Consider the following 23034-nt stretch of genomic DNA (forward strand, 5'->3'; position numbering starts at 1 on the left):
GATAGGAATACATGTCGACCCAAGAGCTACCCGGCCGCGCTCAGATCGTCATCATCGGCGGCGGTGTCATCGGCACCAGCGTCGCCTACCACCTCACCAAGTTGGGCCGCACCGATATCGTGCTCCTCGAACAGGGCCAGCTTTCGTGCGGAACAACCTGGCATGCGGCGGGTTTGGTCGGGCAGCTGCGCGCGTCGGAGAGCGGCACCCGACTGGTCCAGTACTCCACCCAGCTGTACGCCGAGCTGGAGGCCGAGACAGGTCTGAGCGCCGGGTATAAGCAGTGCGGCGGCGTGACGGTGGCTCGCACCGAAGACCGGATGACGCAGCTGCGCCGCACTGCGGCCAATGCGGCCGCTTACCAGCTCGACTGCGAACTGCTCAGTCCTGATGAGGCTTTCGAACGCTACCCGGTGATGCGAGTGGACGATCTGGTCGGAGCGATCTGGCTGCCGGCTGACGGCAAGGCCAACCCGACGGACCTGACGATGGCGCTGGCCAAGGGCGCCCGTCAGCGAGGCGCCAAGGTCGTCGAACACGTCCGGGTGCTCGACGTACTCACCGCAGACGGACGAGCGACCGGCGTGCGCACCGACGCCGGTGATATCGAAGCCGAAATTGTGGTCAACTGCGCCGGACAGTGGGCCAAGGCGATCGGCGCGCTGGCCGGGGTGAACGTGCCGCTGTACTCCGCCGAGCACTTCTACGTCGTCACCGAGACCATCGCCGGCGTGCACCCCGACTTGCCGATCCTGCGTGATCCCGACGGCTACACCTACTTCAAGGAGGAAGTCGGGGGTCTGGTTATCGGTGGATTCGAACCGGAAGCCAAGCCGTGGGTGGCTCCGGACAAGATCCCTTACCCCTTTGAATTCCAGCTCCTGGAGGAGGATTGGGAGCACTTCGAGATCCTGATGAACAACGCTCTGTTGCGCATCCCAGACCTGGAGCACACCGGGTTGAAGAAGCTCTACAACGGGCCCGAGAGTTTCACCCCGGACAACCAGTTCATCCTCGGTGAAGCGCCCGAATGCGCGAATTTCTTTGTCGGCGCCGGGTTCAACTCGGTGGGTATCGCCTCGGCCGGCGGCGCCGGCCGGGCGCTGGCGGAGTGGATCGTCAACGGCTCCCCTACGTCCGACCTCACCAGTGTCGACATCCGGCGCTTCGCACCGTTCAACGGCAACGTGGCCTGGCTTCACGACCGGGTGGCCGAGATTCTGGGCGTGCACTACGAGATTCCCTGGCCCAACCGCGAACTGGCGACCGCACGGCCGTTCCGCCGGTCGCCGGTGCACCATCTGCTGGCCGCCGGAGGAGCGAACTTCGGCAGCCGGATGGGCTGGGAGCGGGCCAACTTCTTCGCCCCGGCGGGCAGCGAGCCGGTTATCGAATATTCCTGGGGTAAGCAGAACTGGCTACCCTGGTCGGCGGCCGAGCAGGTCAGTACCCGTACCGGCGTCGCGGTGTTCGACCAGACCTCGTTCTCCAAGTATGTGCTGGCCGGGCCGGACGCCGAGGCCGCGCTGCAGTGGCTGTGCACGGCGGATGTGGCTGTGCCGGTGGGCAAATCGGTGTACACCGGCATGCTCAACGAGCGCGGCACTTATGAGTCGGATGTCACCGTCACGCGCACGGGCGCGCAGGAGTTCCTGATCGTGAGCAGCGCGGCCACCACCGAGCGGGACAAGGATCACATCCGCAAGAACCTGCCGGCCGGGGCGCACGCCGAACTGGTCGACGTCACATCGTCGATGGCGGTCTTCGGGGTCATGGGCCCAAAGTCACGCGAGCTGCTCGGCAGCCTCACCGACGCGGACCTGTCCGACACCGCATTCCCGTTCGCCACCAGCCGGCTGATCTCGCTGGGCTACGCGACGGTGCGGGCGACCCGGATCACCTATGTGGGCGAACTGGGTTGGGAACTCTACGTTCCCGCCGAGTTCGCGGTGGGCGTGTACGAGGTTCTGCTGTCGGCCGGCGAGCGGTTCGGTATCGCCCGCGGCGGCTACTACGCAATCGAGTCGATGCGTCTGGAGAAGGGCTACCGGGCCTTTGGCCGGGAACTGACGCCCAGCGAGAATCCCGTCGAGGCCGGGCTGCTGTTCGCCTGCAAACTCTCCTCCGATATCGACTTTCTGGGCCGCGTAGCGGTGGAGAAGGCCAAAGCCGAAGGGCCACGCCGGCGGCTGGTCAGCTTCGCCGTCAACTCGCCCGAGCCGATGCTGTGGGGCGGTGAGCTGATCCTGCGCGACGGCGCCGTCGCCGGACAGGTCACTTCGGCGGCGTGGGGCGCGACCACCGGCGCCTGCGTCGGGCTCGGTTACGTCAGATCCGCCGACGACGCGGTCGTCACTCCCGACTGGGTGCGGGCAGGCTCCTACGCCGTCAATGTCGGCGGCGAAACGTACCCGATCACCGTGTCACTCAAGGCCATCTACGACCCCGCCAATGAGCGGGTCCGCTAGCTTTCGGCGTTGAATGTTGTCGTCGGTCGCAGCAGATTCAACATGACGACCGGAATCCGTCGACTCGTGGACTGCTGATACGTGATGTAGGGCGGATACAGGTGACACATGTACTCCCACACCTGATGCCGTTCATCACCTTCCGGTTCGCGCCAGCCGGCCTCGAACGCCTGGGTGGCGATCTGCACGTCCAGCGTGTCGCCGGACGCGACGTTCAGGTACCACTGCGGATGACTGTCGGCGCCGCCTTTCGACGCGACGATCACGATTTCACCGCCGAAGTTGCCGTAGATCAGTGGCTTTATGTAGCGCTGACCCGACGTGCGTCCCGGATAGCGAATCAGGCAATGGGTGGTGAATGAGCGGCCACCAACATCGCTCAGGTCGAGGATGTGCCCCTGCGCGCCACCGGATTCGAGGTACGTCGCGAGGTGCTGCGCCGTCCACTGCGCTCGGCTGGCGCGTATTTCCGCGGCGTCGGAGTCAGCCATCAGTGCGAGAAGTGTTCTTGGGTGAAGTACCCGTCGGGCTTGATCGCGTCCAAATGGGTGAGCACAGCGTTGAGGTCCGCCCACAGCGAGCGGGCCAGGTCGGCCGAGAAGCCCTCACGCACCACGACCCGCAGCACCGCAATATTCTCGGCGCCTTCGGGCATCGTGTAGGCGGGCACCTGCCAGCCATAGGAGCGCAGCCCCGCCGACACGTCGAACTCGTTGTAGCCGAAGCCGCCCTTCAACCGGAATGCCACCACCGGGATTGCCGAGCCGTCGGAGATCACCTCGAAGTGCTCGCAACCCTCCAGCTGATCGGACAACCAGCGGGCCGTGCTCGCAAGGCACTGCATCACATGGGTGTAACCGGCACGGCCCAGCCGCAGGAAGTTGTAGTACTGGCCGACCACCTGGTTGCCCGGGCGGGAGAAGTTGAGTGTGAACGTCGGCATGTCACCGCCGAGGTAGTTGACCCGGAACACCAGATCTTCGGGAAGACAATCGGCGTTGCGCCACACCACGAATCCGATACCCGGATAGGTCAGCCCGTACTTGTGGCCGCTGACGTTGATCGAGGCCACCCGTGGCAATCGGAAGTCCCACTTGACGTCGGGGTGCAGGAACGGCACCACGAACCCGCCGCTGGCGGCATCCACGTGCACCGGGATGTCAAGTCCCTTGTCCTGCTGCAGTTTGTCCAGGGCAGCGCAGATGTCCGCGATCGGCTCCAGCTCACCGGTGTAGGTGGTGCCCAGGATCCCCACCACGCCGATGGTGTCCTCGTCGACGTACTCCAGGACCTGCTCGGGGGTGATGACGTAGCGATCCTCGGCCATCGGGAGGTAGCGCGGCTCGACTTCGAAATAGCGGCAGAACTTCTCCCACACCACCTGCACGTTGGAGCCCATCACCAGGTTGGGCGTGCGGCCCTTCCACTTGTCACCGACGCGCTCCTTCCACCGCCACTTCAGCGCCAGCCCGCCGAGCATCACCGCCTCCGACGAACCGATGGTTGACACGCCGACCGCCGTGGAGGCGTCGTCGTCGCGCAGGTTCTCGGCGTGAAACAGATCGGCAACCATTGCCACGCAACGTGATTCGATGGCTGCCGTCGCCGGGTACTCGTCCTTGTCGATCATGTTCTTGTCGAACGTCTCGGCCATCAGCTTCTCGGCCTCGGGGTCCATCCATGTCGTGACGAACGTCGCGAGGTTGAGCCTCGAGCTGCCGTCGAGCATCAGCTCGTCGTGGATGAAGCGGTATGCCGCAGAGGGTTCCATCGCATCATCGGGTAACCGCAGCGATGGAATGGGGTCGTTGGCCAGCCGCCCGGTATAGGCCGGTGCGATCGACGGGGAACGGTACTTGACGTGAGGCACAAAGGGTCCTTTCTAGAGTTCTGCGATGGCTTGACGAATATGGGCGAGGATGCGCGAGGCGGACGTGGGTACCGAGGCGGGGCCGGGGTCGGCGGCCGAGGCGTTGGCTGCCCGGGCGTGCACGAACGCCGCAGCGGCAGCCGCCTCGATCGGTGGTAACCCCGAGGCCAACAGCGCCCCGATCATGCCGGACAGCACGTCACCGGATCCGGCGGTCGCCGCCCACGACCCACCTGCCGGGTTCAGGTAGGTCTTGCCGGATGGGTCGGCGATGACGGTGACATTGCCCTTCAGCAGCACGGTGGCACCGAACGCTTCGGTAAGCCTGCGGGTGGCTGCCACCCGGTCCTCCCCCGGCGGTGCGCCCGCGAGCCGGGCGAATTCGCCGGCGTGCGGGGTGAGCACCGTGGGAGCCGTGCGCCCGGCCACCAGATCAGGCTGCGCGGCCAGCATCGTCAGGGCATCGGCGTCGACAACCACCGGCAGCGAGGTGCCAAGAGCGAAATGCAAAGCCCCGAAAGCATTTTGATCGGTCCCCAGACCGGGCCCGACGACCCAGGCCTGAACCCGGCCAGCCCCGTGCGGGTTCGGTGCGGCCACCACCTCAGGCCAATGAGACACCACCTCGGCCGCTGCCGACCCGGCGTAGCGCTTCATGCCAGACGTCGAGGCCACCGCGGCCCCGGTACACAGGATCGCGGCACCGGGATAGGTGGAGGAGCCGGCCAGGATGCCGGTGACTCCCTGGCTGTACTTGTCGTCATGCACGCCCGGCAGCGGCCAGCGGGCCTTGACGTCGGCGGCCTCGAATCCCACGACATCGGTGGGGGGCAGGTCCAGCCCGATGTCGACGAGTTCGACGCGGCCGCAGTCGGCCAGGGCATGAACGGGTTTGAGTCCGCCGAAGGTGACGGTGAGGGCGGCACGTACCGCAGGACCGGTGATCGCACCGGTCTGCACATCGATGCCGCTGGGAATGTCGACTGCCACCACCGGAATCCCGGCGTCCTCGACCGCGGCGAACAGCTCGGCGGCCGCCGGCCGTAGCGGGCCGGTGCCCGAGATGCCGACGACCCCGTCGATCACCAGATCTGCCGCGGGCGGGACGGTGGGCACCACCCGGCCTCCTGCGGCCCGAAAGGCCGCCAACGCCTTGGGGTGGGTGCGTTCGGGGTTGAGCAGCACCGCGGTCACCGCCACACCCCGGCGGCGCAGGAACGTTGCCGACCACAATGCGTCGCCACCGTTGTCACCCGATCCGACGACCGCGCACACGTGGCGACCGGCCAGTGCGCCCGTGCGGGCCCGCAGTTCCTTGGCAATCGCGGCAGCCAGGCCGTAGGCGGCACGACGCATCAGCACACCATCGGGCAAGCTGGCCAACAGGGGCGCCTCGGCAGCGCGGATCGTGTCGGCGGTGTAGTAGTGCCGCATCGGCACCAAGGCTACGTGCTGAACGGGCGATAACAGCGAAGTCCGGGTATTCGCACCGCATGACAGATCGCGGTTGCTCCAGGAACTGCCCGAGATCGAACGTGCGAGGTGGCACGCGCTCTGGCTACTGGCCGACCCCGGCTATTCTTTTGGAGTGATCGAGCCAGATTCTGAGCGGCCCCCCGCAGCCGTCAACGGCCGCAGCCTGACCCGGAAGGGACTTCAGACCCGAGACCGGATCGTCACCGCGGCCGCAGATCTGATGCAGGCACGAGGAGTCGCCCGCACCACGATCGAGGACATCCAAGCGGCCGCCGGCGTGAGCTCGTCTCAGCTATACCACTACTTCGCCGACAAGGCAGCGCTGGTGGCCGCGGTCATCGAACTGCAGGGCCAACGGGTACTCGACGTCCAACATCTGGGCTTGGACCGGCTGACATGCCTGGACGACCTCTGGCGTTGGCGCGATCTCGTAGTCGGCATTCGCACAGCTCAGAACTGCATCGGCGGATGCCCGCTGGGCTCGCTCGCCTCGGATCTGTCGGAAACAGACGCGCTGGCCCGCGCTCAGCTGGCGCGCTGGTTCGCCGAGTGGGAACGGGTCCTGCGCGACGGTCTGGCGGCGATGGCAGCCGCGGGCCAATTCACGTCGGGCACCGACACCGACCGCCTGGCGCTGGCGTTGTTGGCCGCCACCCAGGGCGGCCTGCTACTCAGCCAGGTCAACCGCGAGACAATCGCCCTCGCTGCCGCGATGGACACCGTCATCACCCAAATCGGCGCCCACTTGACCGAGGCGGCTCGCCTGGCCGTCCGACGGAGCTGACTTTTTGGTGTTGACACTCCATTTTTTGCTCGACACTCTCGAAGGCGAACGAACGAGAGGAGTCAGCGTGTCCACCACTGAACCGGTCACGATCGCGGCCCAGGTCGCCCAGTTGCAGGAGGGTATGGCCGGCCATCTACCCGCCGAGGCCATCGAGGCGTTCACCGCAGATCAGAAGCGGATGGTCGCCGAAGGCGCAGCCCCCGGTGCCGCTCAGCCCGGCACCCCGCTGCCCGACCCGGAACTGCTTGATGTGCAAGGGAATCCGACGAACATCAGCTCACTGCGCGATGGCCGCCCGGCCGTGGTGGTGTTCTATCGCGGCGCCTGGTGCCCATACTGCAACCTGGCGTTGAAGACCTACCAGGACCAGCTGGTGCCGGCACTGGCCGAGCGCGGCATCCCGCTCATCGCCATCAGTCCACAGAAACCAGACGGCTCGTTGTCGACCGCCGAGGCCAACGCCTTGACGTTCGACGTGGTCTCCGACCCCGGTAATCAGATCGCCTCCGCGCTCGGCATCGTCACCGCACCGTCGGAGGCGTCTCGGTCGGCGACCAAGCAACTGGGTATCGATCTGCTCGAGGCCAATGCCGACGGCGGCTACGAGTTGCCCATGCCGACTGTGTTGGTGATCGACAGTGAGGGCGTGATCGCCTGGAGCGACATCCACCCCGACTACACCACCCGTACCGAGGTTGCCGAGATCCTGGCCGCGGTCGCCGAATTGGGCTGAGCGACGCTTATTCGACCGTGACGGACTTGGCCAGGTTGCGCGGCTTGTCGACGTCGTAACCGCGGGCCCGAGCCACCGCTGCGGCGAACACCTGCAGCGGCACCGTCGACAGCAGCGGCTGGAAAAGCGTTGACACCGAGGGGATTTCGAAGATGTGATCGGCGTACGGGCGCACCGTGTCGTCACCCTCTTCGGCGATCACGATGGTCACCGCACCCCGGGCCTGGATCTCCCGGATATTGCTCAGCAGCTTGGCGTGCAGAGTCGCGGCGTTCTTCGGCGACGGCATCACCACAATGACGGGCAGTCCCTCTTCGATCAGCGCGATCGGGCCGTGCTTGAGCTCACCGGCGGCGAAACCTTCGGCGTGCATGTAAGCCAGTTCCTTGAGCTTGAGCGCACCTTCGAGGGCCACCGGGTAGCCGACGTGGCGGCCCAGGAACAGCACGGTCGGCGACTTGGCGAACCGCTGACCCAGCTCGGTGATGGGCCCCATGTGATCGAGCGTGCGAGCCACCAGGTCCGGCATCGACTCCAGTTCGCGATACTCCCGCTCGACCTCGTCGGGGTATTTGGTGCCGCGAGCCTGGGCCAGCGCCAGGCCGACAAGGTAGTTGGCGGCGATCTGGGCGAGGAACGTCTTGGTGGCGGCCACCCCGATCTCGGGTCCGGCACGGGTGTAGAGCACGGCGTCGGCTTCGCGAGGGATCTGGCTGCCGTTGGTGTTGCAGATCGCCAGCACCTTGGCCTTCTGGCTCTTGGCGTGCCGTACAGCTTCCAGCGTGTCGGCGGTCTCGCCGGACTGGGAGATCGCGATCACCAGGGTGCCGCGGTCCAAGACCGGGTCGCGGTAGCGAAACTCGCTGGCCAGCTCGACTTCCACCGGCAGCCGCGTCCAGTGTTCGATCGCGTACTTGGCCAGCAGTCCGGAGTGGAACGCCGTGCCGCAGGCGACGATGAAGACCTTGTCGATTTCGCGCAGTTCCTGATCGCTAAGCCGCTGCTCGTCGAGCACGATGCGGCCGTCGACGAAATGGCCCAGCAGCGTGTCGGCGACAGCCGCCGGCTGCTCGGCGATCTCCTTGAGCATGAAGTACTCGTAGCCACCCTTTTCGGCGGCCGACAAATCCCAGTCGATATGAAAAACCCGGGCATTGGCAGCGTCATCTTTGCCGCTGAAGTCGGTGATCCGGTAGCCGTCGGCGGAAATCACAACCGCCTGGTCCTGGCCGAGTTCGACAGCATCCCGGGTGAACTCGATGAACGCGGCGACATCGGAGCCGAGGAACATCTCGCCGTCGCCGATGCCGACCACCAACGGGGTGGATCGCCGCGCGGCGATGATGGTGCCCGGGTCGTCGGCGTGCGCGAAGACCAGCGTGAAATGTCCCTCGAGCCGGCGCAGCACCGAGAGCACCGACGCCTCGAAGTCGCCCGCGGTCGGGCCCTGCCGGTAGGCATGGGCGACCAGGTGGACGGCCACCTCGGAGTCGGTGTCGCTGGCGAACTCGACGCCATCGGCTTCCAGTTCCTGGCGCAGGGTGGTGAAGTTCTCGATGATGCCGTTGTGGACGACGGCGAACTTGCCCGCCGCGTCACGATGCGGATGGGCATTGCGATCGGTCGGGCGACCGTGGGTGGCCCAGCGGGTGTGGCCCATGCCCGCGGTTCCGGTCAGCGCATCCGCATCCGTTTCGGCCAGCGCTTCCTCGAGATTGGCCAGTCGGCCGGCGCGGCGGCGCACGGTGAGACCGCCGTCACCGTCGAGCAGCGCAAGCCCCGAAGAGTCGTAGCCGCGGTATTCCATCCGTCGCAGTGCGTCGACCACGACACCCCGAGCGGGCCGATGCCCGACGTAAGCCACGATTCCGCACATGGCAATCAAGGGTAGTGCAGCAGCGGCCACACCCCCGTGGGCTAGGTTCGTGGAGTGGCCCGGACACGCAAGCTCTTCGCGGCACTGACTCGCCGCGGTCCCCATCAGGTTCTGCGCGGTGACCTGGCCTTTGCCGGACTTCCCGGCACCGTCTACACCCCGGCGTCGGGGTTCAATCTGCCCGGTGTGGCCTTCGGCCACGATTGGCTCACAGACGTCGATCACTACCTGAAAACGCTGGAGCATCTGGCGTCGTGGGGCATCGTGGCCGCCGCGCCGGACACCGAGCGCGGCCTGGCCCCCTCGGTGCTGAACCTGGCGTTCGACCTGGGCACCACCCTCGACATCATCACCGGCGTGCGACTAGGCCCGGGCAAGATCAGCGTGCACCCCACCAAGCTGGGCCTGGCGGGGCACGGTTTGGGCGGCTCAGCGGCGGTGTTCGCCGCGGCGGGCCTGTCCGGGGCGGGCGCCACCTCACCGAAGGCGGTCGCGGCGTTGTTCCCGACGGTCACCAAACCACCGACCCGCGAGCCTGCGGCCTCGCTGAAGGTTCCCGGCCTGGTGCTGAGCTCGCCCGACGATCCGCAGTCGTTGCGTACCGACGCCCTCGACCTGGCCGGCGCCTGGAAGGGGTCGGTACTGCATGTCGTCAGCAAGGCCGAGTCCGCCGGGCTGGCCGAGAAGCGCCGCTTCGCCGGCACCCTGGGCTTACCGGGGTCGGATCGGCGCACCCAGAAGACGGCACGCGCGCTGCTGACCGGCTTCCTGCTGTTTCACCTGACCGGCGACAAGGACTACAAGGAATTCGCCGACCCCGAGGCCGAGCTGCCCAAAACCGAGGTGCTCGACCCCGAGGCGCCGCCGGTCACTCCCGAGGAACAGATCGTCGCGTTGCTCAGGTAACCCGGCAACCACCCAACCAACTGGTTGGTGATATAACCTCCTGATGCGCACCGGAATCTTTCTGGACTATTCAGGCGGCTTCCGCGAGGCCGTCGAGCACATCGTGGTGTTGGAGAAGGCCGGGGTGGACATCGCCCTCGTCGCCGAGGCCTACTCCTACGACGCCGTCAGCCAGCTCGGCTACCTGGCGGCCAAGACCTCGACGATCGAGCTGGGCTCGGGCGTCTTCCCCATCTACACCCGGACCCCGACCCTGCTGGCGATGACCGCAGCCGGACTGGACTTCGTGTCCGACGGCCGCTTCAGTCTTGGCATCGGCACGTCGGGCCCGCAGGTGGTCGAGGGCTTCCACGGGGTCCCGTTCGACGCGCCACTGGGCCGCACCCGCGAGGTCGTCGACATCTGTCGCCAGGTCTGGCGCCGTGAGCGCGTGCAGCATCAGGGCCGTAGCTACCAGATCCCGCTGCCGGCCGACCGCGGCACCGGGCTGGGCAAGCCGTTACATATCATCAACCGCCCTGTGCGCGAACGGATTCCAATCACCATCGCCGCGCTCGGCCCGAAGAACGTCGAGCTGACCGCCGAAATCGCCGAGGGCTGGCAGCCGGTGTTCTTCTACCCGGAGAAAGCCGACGACGTCTGGGGTGACGCGTTGCGTGCCGGAAAAGCCAAGCGCGACAGCCAACTCGGAAGCCTCGACGTGATGGTCGGGGTGTCGCTGGCCATCGGCGACGACGTTGAGGAGCGGTTGAACTGGGCCAAACCACATCTGGCGCTCTACATCGGCGGCATGGGCGCCAAGGGCCAGAACTTCTACCACAAGCTGGCCACCCGGTACGGCTACGGTGAGGTCGCTGACCACATCCAGGACCTGTTTCTGTCCGGTCGCAAGGCCGAGGCGATCGCCGCAGTGCCAGACGAGCTGGTGCGTCACGTCAACCTGATCGGTCCGCGCGGCTTCGTCACGGAACGCATCGCCGCGTTCGCCGAAGCGGGGGTCACCACGCTGCTGGCCACACCGACCACCACCGACCCCGCCGAATACATCAGGTGGGTCGAGGAATTGCAGCAGCTGCTGCCCTGATTACGGGTGGACGCGCGGCACGCTGCTCGTCGGCTGGGCGCAGCACGCGACGCTGCGATACGGGTATGACGAGACGGTCGCGGTCGGTGGTCACTGGCCGACCTGCGGCAGTTCATCGGCGGCGATCTCACAGGGCGTCTTCGTCTCGTCTGTCGTTTCGGACGACGGCGGTGGCTCCGGCGGCAGTGGTGGCGACGGCGGGGTTTGGGCCGGCTCCGCTTCGGTAACCTGGGGCTGCACCCCCGCCGGCCCGTCGTCGATGACGCTCTCCTCGGCGACCGGAACATCCTCCGGCTCAGTCTGTTCCGCGCTCTCGACGCCGGCTTCTTCTTCGTCGTCGTCGGGCTCGGCCACCTCCTCGTGCTCGTCTTGTCCGATGGCGTCGTCGAGTGCGGACAGGTCATCCTCGGCCGGCGTATCCGGCAAATCGTCGAATAGCCCACCGAGCGCATCGACGATCTGACCCACCAGCCCGGACTGGCCGCCACCGGCGTCGGGCATGGCCGGCATTCCAGCGGGCGTGGCGCCACCGAGACCGGGCGCGATTGCCGGCTCAGCTGGCGATACGGATGGAAGAGGTTGCGACGGTGAAGCATCCGCCATCGGTGCCGATGGTGCAGGTGAAGAGTCAGCGACCGGCGCCGGCGCCAGCGCCGCTGCGGCCGGCACGGTCGACCCAGTGGGCTGGACCACCGCACGGTCGGGCGACGACGCCGAAGCTGGTGGCGCATCGAAATGGCCAGGAACCTCGAAATAGGCTGTCGGAAAAGCACTCAACTGACGCAAAGCATCCTCGTAGGCGGCCGCCGCCGACGACGTCGCCAACCGCATCGCGGTGACCCACTCGGTTCGGATGTCGGTGTCGACATACGGGGTGATCTGCTCAGTGACGACCGCGACGGCCTCGTCGCGCGCCGCTCCCCCGCCCGTCACGATGGCCGCTGCCGCCAGCCATGCCGACCGCTCACCGGCACGGCGGTCGTCGATCGACACTGCCGCAGTGACCTTCTCGTCGACCAGTCGGCCCAGTGAGTCGCGCAGGGATTCACACGCCTCCGCCGCCGCACGCAATGCCTGCGCGACCGCCTCTCCGGCGGCACAGTGCCGGTCCGTAAAATCTGCTGCGAGAGAACCAGATTCGCCACCCCATGCCGCCGACACCGCAGAGCACGCGTCACGCGAGATGCTTATTGCTTGGTCGGCGGCGATTGCGGCAGCGCGCAGCAGGGCGCAGTCGGCATCCAGCGTCCCCAGGTCCAAACCGTCCTCGCCGCTGTACCATTCGACGATCCGTACCCCGTGTCCGGTCAGGTCCGGCTGCTGGTAGCCGACCGCATGACAGGCCGACACGTAGACCTGGGTGTTGCACACCGACGGCCGTCCGGCCGCCAGCCGGGCGGCGACGTCGAAGGTCATCGGACTGCCGCGCGAAGTTCGGCGTCACCGTAGCGGTCGGCGGTGACCCGCAGCGCGACGGCGACCTCGTCCGCGGCTCGCGCCCACTGCGCCACCGAGCCCGCGAGCCGCTCGAGCGCAGCGCGCACCGCGTCACCATGACCGGTGTGCATGCGCCCGGCCACGCTCCCGTCGAAATGCAGCCGGCTCAGCGATGCCCTCTCGAGCACGCCAGCGGCAGCCTCGAAGCGTTGCGCGGCGGCGCGCACCGCCGACGTGTCCACGCGTGTGTTACCCATGTCCGGTTATGACGCGCGGACGGGACGATCGGTTCCGGGTTTGTTTCGGTCAGCCTTCGGCGCTGACGGATTCGGCGATGCGTATCGCCAGCTGCCGGGCGGTGTCCTCATCGGCGGCTTCCACCATGACACGCACCATCTGTTCGGTTCCCGACGGGCGCAACAGGATTCGCCCGGTGTCCCCGAGTTCGGCCTCTGCCTCGCGGACAGCGGTCTGCACCGCGGGCGCCTCGGCGACCGTCGCCTTGTCGGCGACCTCGACATTGATGAGGACCTGCGGCATGGTCTGCATCGGCGCCGCCAGCTCGGCCAGCGACAACCGGGTCTGCGCCATCCGTGCCATCAACCTCAACCCGGTGGCGATGCCGTCACCAGTGGTGCCCAGCGCGGGCATCACGATATGGCCGGACTGCTCGCCGCCCAGCGTGTACTCGCCGGCTCGCAGCTCTTCCAAGACGTAGCGGTCGCCAACTCCGGTGGTGCGCACTGAGATTCCGGCTTTCCGCATGGCCAGATGCAGACCGAGATTGCTCATCACGGTGGCCACGACGGTCTCGGAAGCCAGCTCACCGGCCTCGCGCATGGCCAGCGCCAGGATCACCATGATGGCGTCGCCGTCGACCACCTGGCCGGTGGCGTCGATCGCCAGGCAGCGGTCGGCGTCGCCGTCGTGGGCCAGGCCGAGATCGGCGCGATGCGAAATCACTGCGGCCTGCACCTGCTCCAGGTGCGTCGACCCACAGCCGGCATTGATGTTGAGGCCGTCGGGTTCGGCGTTGATCGCGATGACGCGGGCACCGGCGGCGTGGTAGGCGCGGGGCGCGGCCTGGAATGCGGCGCCGTGGGCACAGTCGACCACGACCGTCACCCCGTCCAGCCGCACCGGAGCCGCGGCACGGACGTGATACAAGTAGCGCTCCAGGGCGTCATTCGCGTCGACGACGCGGCCGATCTCGGCGCCGACGGGCCGCAGGCCAGGTCCCTGCGCGACGAGCTCCTCGATGCGGTCCTCGGCGTCGTCGTCGAGTTTGTGGCCGCCGGGGCCGAAGATCTTGATGCCGTTGTCGGGCATCGGGTTGTGCGAGGCAGAGATCATCACGCCGAAGTCGGCACCGTAGGCGGCCGTGAGGTGAGCCACCGCGGGGGTGGGCAGCACGCCGACCCGCAGTGCATCGATGCCCTCGCTGGTCACACCGGCGATCACCGCCGCTTCGAGCATTTCGCCGCTGGCCCGCGGATCACGGCCGATGACGGCAATCCCGCGTCCTGAGCCTATTGCGGCGAGGCGGCGTGCCGCGGCCGCCCCGAGCGCCAGGCCCAGCTCAGCCGTCAGTTCTCGGTTGGCGACGCCGCGGACACCGTCGGTCCCGAACAGTCGACCCATGCGAACAAACCTCTCACAACTCCCGGCTCATGACACAACCGGTGAGGTTAACCGCCGTGTCGCCGCCGAACCGACACTGCTCCGAGACGCCAGACACAGAAACACTGCCCGCACCCTGTCTGGGTGCGGGCAGCGCTGGGGTTCTGCTAGATAGGGCTACCGGGCCTCAGCCGACGACGGCGTACCGGGCATAGCCGGGGTGGCGGTGCTGCCGATACCCGACGTGCCGCTGCTCTCCGCCGGCGCGACGACGTTCGAGCTACCGGACGCGTTCGTGGTGAAGGTGTAGCTCACACCCGACGCGCCGCTGCAGGCCGGAACGGTCTGGATCTGGTTGTTGGCGAGCTGCGGCAGCTTGGACGACAGGTCGTCACTCGGACACACCGACGTCGCCAGGGTCTGCGCGCTGTTCAGCGACACATTCTGGATGGTGCCGACCTGCTGGCCGTTGACGGTGAGCCCCACGTTGAGCTGGCCGCCAGCCGTCGGCTGGGGTGCCTGCGGCTGCGGCACCATCGGGGCGTCCGGGGCCGCACTCGCGAGGCCGAAGCCACCCGCGACGAGCAGCGATCCGCCGAGCACCGCACCAGCGGCAGTCTTCGTCCACATGTTCATATTTGCTCCTTTTCTTCCTGTTTTTGCCAGGGAGTCAGAGCTGCGGGAGCAATCACCACACAGCCCCGAAGGAAGGCACCGACCCCCCGAAGGGTCCCCTCCTACCTCGGGCAGCCGGCGTCGAGCCGGCTCCACAAAGCGTTGCCGAAGGGCGATGAACTCAAACCGAAACGTAACCATTCATCGCGACACGCTTGCTGAGCAGGCCGGTAGCACTGTGACCCAGGCCACAAACGACCGCCGGGCGTCCTCCAGTCCTGAGACTGGACGACGCCCGGCGGGTCGTTGCGTACGGGTACGCGGTAGATCAGCGCTTGCTGTACTGAGGCGCCTTGCGGGCCTTCTTGAGGCCGTACTTCTTGCGCTCGATGGCACGCGGGTCACGCGTGAGGAAGCCGGCCTTCTTCAGGGCCGGACGGTCCTCGGGCTGGACCAGGATCAGGGCGCGGGCGATCGCGAGGCGAAGCGCACCGGCCTGGCCCGAGGGGCCGCCGCCGTCGAGGTGGGCGTAGATGTCGAAGCTGTCCACCCGGTCGACGGTCACCAGCGGGGCCTTGATCAGCTGCTGGTGCACCTTGTTCGGGAAGTACGCCTCGAGGGTGCGGCCATCCAGGTTGAACTGGCCGGTGCCCGGCACCAGCCGAACACGCACCACGGCCTCCTTGCGGCGGCCGACGGTCTGGATGGGGCGGTCGATGATGACCGGCTCGCGGGGTGCGGACTCGAGGACCACCTCGACGACCTCAATCACCTCAGGAGCGTCGGAAACTTCGGTCTCCTCGACCTCGGTCGTCACGTCTGTCGTTTCGCTCACTGCGCCACCTGCTTGATCTCGAACGGAATCGGCTGCTGCGCGGCATGCGGATGATCCGGGCCTGCGTAGACCTTGAGCTTCTTCTGCACCTGACGGCTCAGCTTGTTGTGCGGCAGCATCCCGACGATGGCGTTCTCAACGACGCGATCGGCATGCTTGGCGAGTTCGTTGCCGAGCGCGCGGGAACGCAAACCACCGGGGAAACCCGAGTGGCGGTAGAGGAACTTCTTGGTGAGCTTGTCGCCGCTGATGGCGACCTTGTCAGCGTTGATGACGATGACGAAATCGCCACCGTCGACATTCGGCGTGAATGTCGGCTTGTGCTTGCCGCGCAGCAGCTTTGCTGCTTCAACGGCGAGCCGGCCGAGCACCACATCCGTGGCGTCGATGACGTACCACGAACGCGTGGTGTCACCCGCCTTCGGCGTGTACGTAGGCACAGCACTACCTTCTTTTCTTCTCGGGTTGGTCCCGGTATGACCCGGGTGCCGGTCGGGACGTGACGGTGAGGTTTGCTTCCCGGCGACCAACACTGACCCGAGAACCCGGCTTACCCCGCGGTGTGAAACCGCGGCGTACCGCACGCCAACGTGGCAGCTTACCTGCGACGATCCGGGCAGGTCAAAACGCCTATGCCCGCTCGTAGGCGATGTTGGCGACGGCCCGGACGTACGGGGTGCCACCGGAGTCGGCCATGGTGGCCGACACCGTCGCCATCCGCCGCCCGACGCGGTCGGTGGTGGTGGCCAGCGTGAGCGACCGGCCGTCGACCGGAGGCGAGCGAAAATAATAAACTGACAGGTCAGCCAGGGTATAGCGGTCGCCGCGGCCGGTGTGGGCCTGCCCGGCCAGCGAGCACGCCTGCCCGATGAGGGAGGCGATGACCCCGCCTTGGATCGCGCCGAGCGGGTTGGCCATCCACGGCTGCGGGGCGACGGTCATCACGGGGTCATCGCCGAGCTCGACGGTCATGGCCAGTAGTTCGCACAGCGGTCCGCGGGCGATGTCGCCCCGGTTGATCGCGGTGAGGATGCGCCGGCCGTCCCAGTCCGGGTCAATGGCCGACACGGTGGTGTCGACGTTCGGTGGTGCGGGCAATGTCTCCACCGGTATCGCGATCACGTCCTTGTCCAGGGCGCGCAGCGCTTCGCTGCTGCGGCCGACCCGGACGGCACGGGCCACTCCCGAGCAGACGACGTCGTGAGTTCCGGTGGTGATGGTCATGGTGGCGGTGCCGTGGGCGTCGTCGTGGTGGGCCATGGCCGAGACCGCGTGCAGCCGATCGCCCACCGTGGGCCGTGCCCCGGCGGTCAGGGCGAGCCAGGACTGCACGGTGGCGACCGGCTCGTCGAACGTGTACCAGTAGGCGCCGCTGGTGACCGATTCGGCCATCACCGCGTAGGCCGGCATCTCGACCAGCCCGCGGTGGTCGACCAGCGTCGTGGTCACCTGCTGGTCCAGCGAAATGCCGGCTTCGCTGACCCGGGTGTTGCCGATGCAAAATGCCGCCTGCGGTCCATTAGTTGTGCTCATCACCGGGCATCTTGCCGCGCCCGTCGCGAATCCGCGAATGCGAGGCACGGCCAAACCTCAGTCGACAAGCGCCTGGGTGACGAGAACGATTGCGAGAGAGAGACGTTCGGCATCAGAGGTGTCGGGCTCGGCGGTGTAGATCATGACGCGCACGTCGTCGGCGGCGACGATGAGCGTGTCGCAGTCGAGCGTGATCCGGCCGGCACCGGGGTGATCGATGACCTTGCGTCGTCCGTAATCCTGGTTGGGGACTGCGCGGAAGTGACTGTGCGGCCCCGACGGCTCTCCTCCGGCAGGGCCGCACAGAGTTTGGGTGGGCTATCAGCCCCACATCCCGGCAGCGCGACGGTCGGCGTCGGCCACGGCGGCCGCGCCGTCGCGAACGGCGGTACCCAAGCGCACCAGGATGTCGTGCAACGCCGATGCCGCCTGCTGCCAGCGTGCCTGCTCAGCCTGGTAGGCGGCTGCAGCATCGGCGGTCCACACTTGCTGCAATGGCGCGATCTGGCGGTTCAGATCATCGAGGGCAGCGCCGAGCCGGGCCGACGTGCCCTGGATGTCGGCGAGCACTGCCGAGTCGATCTCGGCGAAATCGTAGGAAAGGACAGGGTCCACGGTGGTGTTCCTTTGCTAGAGATCTGCGGTGACCGCGGCGATACGCTGTGAATGCTGATGCGCCGCCTCCCGCAGATCGTGTTCGTTGTTCCTGATCGTGTCCGCGATTCCGGCGAGGGCGTGGCACAGCCTGGTCGACTCGTTGTTCCAGTGTGCGACGACCGTTTTGAATCGTGCCGCTGCCAGCCCGCCCCACACCGTCGGGGGTACCGATTCCATCCGGGTGATGAAGCCCTGCAACAGACTCCGGATCTCGTCATTGCGGGAATCGGCGGCCGCGGCGACGGAACGCATCAGGTCGAAGTCGGTGTTCAGGGTCGTCACGGTTCATCCTTACGGTTGAGTTGTTCACGCTGACAAAGGATTTGACGGTCACGGATCGCGATTGGTTCCCACCAGTTCCCGAGCCGACGCGATTGCCTGCTCGCACGGCTGGACGACGAGGTTCGCGCGGCCGGGTGCGCTCTGGCATCCGACGCTGATGCGTGTCGACCCGTCGAGTACCACCGCCCACCGGATGTCACGGCCGACCCGAATCTCGCGATACGTGACGGCGGCACGAGTCCCGCGCCGGTCGGCGGGGTTGAAGTCGACGAAGACTCCACGCGGTTGTTCGTCGACAGCCTGACGCAACATCTCGGCGGTGTGATCCAATGTTTCTCCTGGAGAATAGGATTGGGTGACGTGCAACGCCACGCCCGGTTCCGTCGGCGAATCAGCCTGAATGCGTCGGGACCCAGGTCCGGCGGTGAGCCGCGTGATCGACCACTGGGTGGGGATCCGCACGCTGATGCGGCCTTCGGCGACGGTGACGGCGTCGACGGATGGCGACGGGAGAGGCGACTGCGCCGAATTGACCCCAATTGCACAGAGTGCCAACACCCCAGAGGCCGCCGCGGCGACCGGAGCCCACAAGCGCCGCGGACGGTGCGCCGCCACCTGCGCGAGCTCGACCACCGCTGCCGGCGGCGGCAGGTCACCGATGACGGCCAGCTGCGCCGGGGTGCCACGCTTACGCAACGACTCGCGCACCGCGCGGCCGAAGTCGGCTCCACCGGCCACTCCCGGTGGCGCGTCGATCAGGACCCTTGCTCCGGAATTGATCTCGACGGCCACAGCGACGTCATCCGGATCATCAGGGCGGGCCAGCACCATCGGCGTCCGGCCAGGAGTAGTGATGGAGACGACGTCATCGGCGATCTCGATGACGACGTCTAGATCATTGCCGGCGATCGCCACTGACCTGGGCAGCGTGCGGACATCGGCGGTGACGATTGCGGCCGCGTCGACGACGCGAGCCACCCGTTGCTGAGCCCACCACGAGGGATACACCAGGGTCAACGATTCACAGCGCGGCCCGGCAGTCGCGAGCAAGATCCTCCGCCACAGCTCAGCCACCGCGGCCGGCCGCTCGCCGCACAACACCGTTGTATCGTCGATACCGGTCAGCGCCGCAGCGACCACTTCTCGCACTTCTGCTGCGGTTTGTTGGTGTGGGCGTAGACAAACCAGCGACGGGCCAATCTCGAGCACCGCGGCGCTCACGCCGGACACCAGCCGATCTGAACCAGTTGTGCCGCCGTTCGTGTCACCAGCAATCCACGTCCGGGTGGCCGCGCGGTCGCGCGGTGCTGGCCGATCAGTGCACCTTCCTCGGGACTTCCGCTCATCAGCAGACCGGCACACCCGCTGTCCCGCAGATGCGCCAGGAGGGGCTCGAACATCGCCCGCGCGGATCCTGCGCACCGCCGGGCCACGATCAGGTGCAATCCGATATCAGTGGCGTGCGGCAGCAGGGCGAGCAGCGGGCTCAGCGCATCCGGCGACGTCGCGGAAACCAGATCGTAGTCGTCGACCACGACGAAAACCTCCGGACCGGTCCACCAGGTCCTGTTCTTGAGGTGCTCGATCGGCGTATCTGCGGCCGGTAATCTACTCTGCAACAACGTGATCAGCTCAGGTAGTCGGGCACCGACCCCAGTTACCGAGAACGTGTAGCCGAACAGGTGTTGCTGTTCGGCCACATCAAGCAGGCCTCGGCGATAATCCACGACGAACAACAGCGCAGGGCGATCGGCCGAGCCGCGTATGATCTCGCTACAGAGAACCCGCAAGGCGGCGGTCTTTCCGCACTCACGGTCGCCGATGATCAGCAGGTGCTGCTGTCCGAGGACGTCGAGCGCCACCGGTGCGAGGTCGTCACCGAGGCCGAGCAGGATCCGCACCGGATCGCTACCCCCTTGGTCGACCACCGCCGTGTGGTCAACGAGTGCGGGCAGCAGCCGGACGGCCGGCACTCGCCACGAACTGTCTTCGGCCACGTCGGCGCTGTCCGGTCTCGCAATCACGAAGTGTTGGCCGTCGCGGGTGATGCCGCGTCCAGGCCTGTCGATCGGGACCACCGACGCCTGCTTGCGGTCCATGTCCGAGTCGACCGGATCGCCAAGGCGTAGTTCGATTCTGGTGCCGATCTGGTCCTTGAGAGCCGGCCTGATATCCGCCCACCGTGCCGCCGTGAGGATCAGGTGGATCCCGAATGACAAGCCGCGGGCGGCGTAGCCGGTGATCGTTGGTTCGAGGTCGGGAAACTCCTCACGCAGCGGGGACCACCCGTCCACGACCAGAAACACATCGGCGCGCGAGTCGTCGTCACAGCCGGATTCACGGGCATCCAGAATCCCTCCCACATGGCTGACGATCCGGCGCACCAGTTCAGGTTCCCGGCGGCTCGCCACCGATCCCACGTTCGGCAGCCGCCCGAGCTCATCGAGCGTGCCGCCACCGAAGTCTAAGCAGTAGAACTGGATTCGGCGTGGGCCGTGTCGGCCGGCCAGTGCGGTGACCAGAGTGCGCACCGTGTTCGACTTGCCGCTCCGCGGTGCGCCTACCACGGCGGCGTTTCCACCGGCGCCGCCGAGCTCGACCATCAGCGGCGCCCGTCGCTGCTCGAACGGCAGGTCTACCAGCCCGATTGCGGCGTGCAGCTCTCCCCCGGAATCGCTGCGCAGCTCTGACAGGAGTGGCGAGTCGGCCAGCGGCGGCAACCACACTTGATGGGCCGGGGTGCCCCGACCACGGAGACGATCGATGATCAAGTCGAACGCGGTAGGGCCTACGTCGCGCTCGCCGGACGTCGCTGCCGCCGGCTCCGAGGTGAACAGCCGCACAGCCAGACTCGGCGGTGCCGCGGTGACCTGGTCGCTCACGTGAGCGCCGAGATAGGTGGCTTGCAAACGAACCAGCCGCCCGTCGCTCGTGCGGAGCAACGCCGCCCCCGGAGTGGCGGGCAGCTCGGCTGCGTCCGCGACGCCCAGCACCGACCGGGATTCGGCGCCGGTCGACGTCTTGAGACAGATGCGATAGGACAGATGCGATTCGAGGCCGCGCAGGCGTCCTTCGTCGAGCCGCTGGCTGGCCAGCAGCAGGTGTACGCCGAGGGAGCGGCCGACGCGCCCGATCTTGGTGAACAGTTCGGCGAAATCGGGCTCGTGAGCGATCAGCTCCGCAAACTCGTCAACAACGATGAACAACGCCGGCAGTACCGGAAGGGTGGGGTCGATGACCCGATATCGTTGGTAGGAAGCGAGATTGACCGCATTTCCGGCACACCGGAACAGGCGCTGACGACGCTGGATTTCGCCGCCGAGCGCCTCCTGCGTCCGCGCCACCAGCTGGGCTTCATCGGCGAGGTTCGTCATGACGGCGGCGACGTGGTGCAGACCCTCCAGGCCGAGAAAGGTCGCACCGCCTTTGAAGTCGATCAGCACGAGGTTGAGATCGTCGGGCGAATGGCGCGCGACCAACCCGACCACCACGGTGCGCAGCAGCTCAGACTTCCCCGACCCCGTCGCGCCGATACACAGTCCGTGCGGACCGTGCCCGCCATCAGCGGCTTCTTTCAGATCGAGGTCGACGGGTTGACCGTCCGTCGAGCTGCCGAGCGCGACCCTCAATCGGGCCGAATCAGTCAACGGTTGCCAAACATGTTCCACGTCAGAGTCGTTCATGCCCAGCGTGCTGAGCCAGCGCTGCAGGTCATCAGATTCAGTAGCCGCATGTCGGTGCCGGGCCAGTCGTCGCGCACAGATCCGCGCCTGGGTGATCGTCAGGCCGTCAACCGTGGCGAACTCCTCAATGCGCCCATCGCCGCGCACCGCCAGCCGGTCACCGTCGACGTGCAACCGAAGTGCGCGGTCATCATCGGCTGGTTCGCCGATGACGATCACCGTCACACCAGCGGCCGCCACACTTGGGTACTCGGCGCCGTCGGCGATCAGCACGACATGGCACCCGCGCCCTGTCCGGGGACTGCCATTGTGTGGCAACCACTTCAACCAATCCCAATACTGCCTGGAGCCGGCGGCGGCCACCGCCCCGATCGTGACGTCGTCCGGGCTGTGCAGCACAGCCAGCTGGCAGACCATCGCACGCACGAGAGCCCGGGCAGTCGCGGGCTCGCCCTCGACAGAGAGCGCTGCCACGCCACGCAGGGCGACCGCCACGGGCATGTCGTCGACCGTCGCGTGGCAGTGAACGAAGTGTCGCAGCGCGTCAGCGGCGACCGGGTCCTGGTCCTCGACCGGACCGACCGGCGGCACCACAATCCGGCGGGCGAGGCGCTGTCTGCCGAGTCCGATTCGAACGTGGCAGAAGTCGGAGTCCGCGCGCCCGCGCTCCCACATCCGTCGCCCACCGGCCAGCGTCCACAACGATGCCGGCGTCGGGTGTATCCACATCAACGCATCGCGCTGGCGTTGCGCAGCATCGGACAGCTGCTCGCTGAGCCGGCCCAGTTCGGACAGATACCGCCTGCGCCGTTGGTCCAGGCTGCCGTCGGCACGCCGCGTGCCCGCATGCACCACCATGCCGAGCGCCGAGACCACCATCATGGCCGGGAGGACCATGGCGGCCGGCCCGCGCGAAACCGCGCCAGATCCCCACATCAGCGCAGCGCCACCGACTATCGCGCCGAGACCTACCAGCGGCAGGTAGCGCGACATCCCGGTGGCTGCCGGCGAGCACGGCAGTCCACTGACAGCGAGGTCGTCTGTCGGAAACGCCGGTACCAGCCGGGCGGGCCGATTCATGCAGGGACGGTAGACACCGCTCGGCTCCGTCGGCAATTCACCTGTGGACAACGGAGTTCGACAGCACGACGGGCTGGCTAGCCTCAGCTGTC

The 23034-nt window shown here is 67.1% G+C and carries 21 protein-coding genes; 5 read left to right on the forward strand and 16 right to left on the reverse strand.

The window, feature by feature from the left end:
- The first annotated feature begins 11 nt into the window (after positions 1-11).
- Positions 12-2468 carry a GcvT family protein gene (locus CG716_RS12430; RefSeq protein WP_094479917.1) on the forward strand — a complete coding sequence of 819 codons (2457 nt, stop codon included), beginning with the start codon at positions 12-14 and terminating at the stop codon, positions 2466-2468.
- On the opposite strand, the gene CG716_RS12435 is transcribed toward CG716_RS12430, so the two are convergent.
- The 3 genes from CG716_RS12435 to CG716_RS12445 are packed head-to-tail and all read right to left on the reverse strand — an operon-like array spanning position 2465 to position 5772.
- Positions 2465-2959, reverse strand: coding sequence for a nitroreductase/quinone reductase family protein (locus CG716_RS12435; protein ID WP_094479919.1), 495 nt, complete (start codon positions 2957-2959; stop codon positions 2465-2467). The genes CG716_RS12430 and CG716_RS12435 overlap by 4 nt on opposite strands.
- Positions 2959-4338 (reverse strand): glutamate decarboxylase, encoded by a 1380-nt coding sequence (gad, locus tag CG716_RS12440; RefSeq protein ID WP_094479921.1) that lies wholly within the window; start codon positions 4336-4338, stop codon positions 2959-2961. Before gad ends, CG716_RS12435 begins: the two co-directional genes overlap by 1 nt.
- A 12-nt stretch (positions 4339-4350) precedes the next feature.
- Positions 4351-5772 (reverse strand): NAD(P)H-hydrate dehydratase, encoded by a 1422-nt coding sequence (locus tag CG716_RS12445; RefSeq protein ID WP_094479923.1) that lies wholly within the window; start codon positions 5770-5772, stop codon positions 4351-4353.
- Between the two features lie 154 nt (positions 5773-5926).
- Between CG716_RS12445 and CG716_RS12450 the strand changes: the two genes are divergently transcribed.
- Positions 5927-6598: a TetR/AcrR family transcriptional regulator gene (locus CG716_RS12450; protein ID WP_234817826.1), complete on the forward strand. Its 672-nt coding sequence runs from the start codon at positions 5927-5929 to the stop codon at positions 6596-6598.
- A 67-nt stretch (positions 6599-6665) separates the two neighbouring features.
- Positions 6666-7334 carry a peroxiredoxin-like family protein gene (locus CG716_RS12455; RefSeq protein ID WP_207760662.1) on the forward strand — a complete coding sequence of 223 codons (669 nt, stop codon included), beginning with the start codon at positions 6666-6668 and terminating at the stop codon, positions 7332-7334.
- Positions 7335-7341: 7 nt separating this feature from the next.
- Here CG716_RS12455 and glmS read toward each other — a convergent pair whose 3' ends face one another.
- On the reverse strand, positions 7342-9210 hold the full coding sequence (glmS, locus tag CG716_RS12460; RefSeq protein ID WP_094479925.1) for a glutamine--fructose-6-phosphate transaminase (isomerizing): 1869 nt from the start codon (positions 9208-9210) through the stop codon (positions 7342-7344).
- 54 nt (positions 9211-9264) lie between these two features.
- On the opposite strand from glmS, the gene CG716_RS12465 reads away from it, so the two are divergent.
- Together CG716_RS12465 and CG716_RS12470 are read left to right on the forward strand one after the other, a co-directional pair.
- Positions 9265-10116 (forward strand): dienelactone hydrolase family protein, encoded by an 852-nt coding sequence (locus tag CG716_RS12465; RefSeq protein ID WP_094479927.1) that lies wholly within the window; start codon positions 9265-9267, stop codon positions 10114-10116.
- Between the two features lie 43 nt (positions 10117-10159).
- Positions 10160-11200 (forward strand): LLM class F420-dependent oxidoreductase, encoded by a 1041-nt coding sequence (locus tag CG716_RS12470; protein ID WP_165774130.1) that lies wholly within the window; start codon positions 10160-10162, stop codon positions 11198-11200.
- A 90-nt stretch (positions 11201-11290) separates the two neighbouring features.
- On the opposite strand, the gene CG716_RS12475 is transcribed toward CG716_RS12470, so the two are convergent.
- From CG716_RS12475 to eccCb, 12 genes are all read right to left on the reverse strand, one after another.
- Positions 11291-12616 (reverse strand): hypothetical protein, encoded by a 1326-nt coding sequence (locus tag CG716_RS12475; protein WP_094479931.1) that lies wholly within the window; start codon positions 12614-12616, stop codon positions 11291-11293.
- Positions 12613-12894: a type VII secretion target gene (locus tag CG716_RS12480; RefSeq protein ID WP_094479933.1), complete on the reverse strand. Its 282-nt coding sequence runs from the start codon at positions 12892-12894 to the stop codon at positions 12613-12615. Before CG716_RS12480 ends, CG716_RS12475 begins: the two co-directional genes overlap by 4 nt.
- Before the next feature lie 49 nt (positions 12895-12943).
- On the reverse strand, positions 12944-14278 hold the full coding sequence (glmM, locus tag CG716_RS12485) for a phosphoglucosamine mutase (protein ID WP_094479935.1): 1335 nt from the start codon (positions 14276-14278) through the stop codon (positions 12944-12946).
- A 156-nt stretch (positions 14279-14434) separates the two neighbouring features.
- Complete coding sequence (locus CG716_RS12490; RefSeq protein ID WP_094479937.1) at positions 14435-14893, reverse strand: hypothetical protein; 459 nt, start codon at positions 14891-14893, stop codon at positions 14435-14437.
- A gap of 307 nt (positions 14894-15200) precedes the next feature.
- The gene (rpsI, locus tag CG716_RS12495) at positions 15201-15644 is read right to left on the reverse strand and encodes a 30S ribosomal protein S9 (protein ID WP_094480240.1); all 444 of its coding nucleotides are present in this window, start codon (positions 15642-15644) and stop codon (positions 15201-15203) included.
- 59 nt (positions 15645-15703) lie between these two features.
- Entirely contained in the window at positions 15704-16147 is a 444-nt protein-coding gene (gene rplM, locus CG716_RS12500; protein ID WP_094479939.1) for a 50S ribosomal protein L13, read from the reverse strand.
- A gap of 190 nt (positions 16148-16337) precedes the next feature.
- Positions 16338-17240 carry a PaaI family thioesterase gene (locus CG716_RS12505; RefSeq protein ID WP_094479941.1) on the reverse strand — a complete coding sequence of 301 codons (903 nt, stop codon included), beginning with the start codon at positions 17238-17240 and terminating at the stop codon, positions 16338-16340.
- A gap of 57 nt (positions 17241-17297) precedes the next feature.
- Positions 17298-17546 carry an MmyB family transcriptional regulator gene (locus tag CG716_RS31100; RefSeq protein ID WP_165774138.1) on the reverse strand — a complete coding sequence of 83 codons (249 nt, stop codon included), beginning with the start codon at positions 17544-17546 and terminating at the stop codon, positions 17298-17300.
- Between the two features lie 15 nt (positions 17547-17561).
- Positions 17562-17855: a WXG100 family type VII secretion target gene (locus tag CG716_RS12515; RefSeq protein ID WP_094479943.1), complete on the reverse strand. Its 294-nt coding sequence runs from the start codon at positions 17853-17855 to the stop codon at positions 17562-17564.
- 15 nt (positions 17856-17870) lie between these two features.
- Complete coding sequence (locus tag CG716_RS12520; protein WP_207760670.1) at positions 17871-18170, reverse strand: WXG100 family type VII secretion target; 300 nt, start codon at positions 18168-18170, stop codon at positions 17871-17873.
- Between the two features lie 57 nt (positions 18171-18227).
- Positions 18228-19409, reverse strand: a complete 1182-nt coding sequence (locus tag CG716_RS12525; RefSeq protein ID WP_094479947.1) for a type VII secretion-associated protein — start codon at positions 19407-19409, stop codon at positions 18228-18230.
- Positions 19397-22942: a type VII secretion protein EccCb gene (eccCb, locus tag CG716_RS12530; protein ID WP_207760663.1), complete on the reverse strand. Its 3546-nt coding sequence runs from the start codon at positions 22940-22942 to the stop codon at positions 19397-19399. The genes CG716_RS12525 and eccCb overlap by 13 nt, the downstream gene beginning before the upstream one ends.
- Positions 22943-23034 lie beyond the last annotated feature (92 nt).

The organism is Mycolicibacterium sphagni (assembly GCF_002250655.1).
GTDB lineage: Bacteria > Actinomycetota > Actinomycetes > Mycobacteriales > Mycobacteriaceae > Mycobacterium > Mycobacterium sphagni.